Source organism: Neisseria sp. P0009.S007 (assembly GCF_051962515.1).
In genome coordinates, this window is the sequence record NZ_JBQCVF010001076.1 from 1 (window position 1) to 278 (window position 278).

The 278-nt window shown below is 57.6% G+C and carries 1 pseudogene; it reads right to left on the minus strand.

Annotated features, from left to right (window positions below):
- A pseudogene (locus tag ACTHS3_RS17810) lies at positions 1-278 on the minus strand (porin family protein); the annotation flags it as partial.

Here is a 278-nt window from a genome sequence, read left to right on the forward strand (position 1 = left end):
CGCCCACGCCGTAGCCGAGGCCGTTCATATTGTTGCGTTTCGCGCCCAGATTGTCGAAGCGGCCGTAGTGGTAGCCGACCTTACCGTAAGCCAGCGCGTTGTCGGTCAGGCGGTAGCCTTGGACGTAGGAAACGTTGGCATCGACTTTTTGTTTCGCATTGCCCGCGATTTTGCGGTGCAGCGGTTTGACACCGGCTTCAACGCCGCCAATCCAGTTGCTTTGTCCGAATTGTGTGTTGTAGCTGCCGCGTACGGCAACGTCGCCTTTGGTTTTTTCG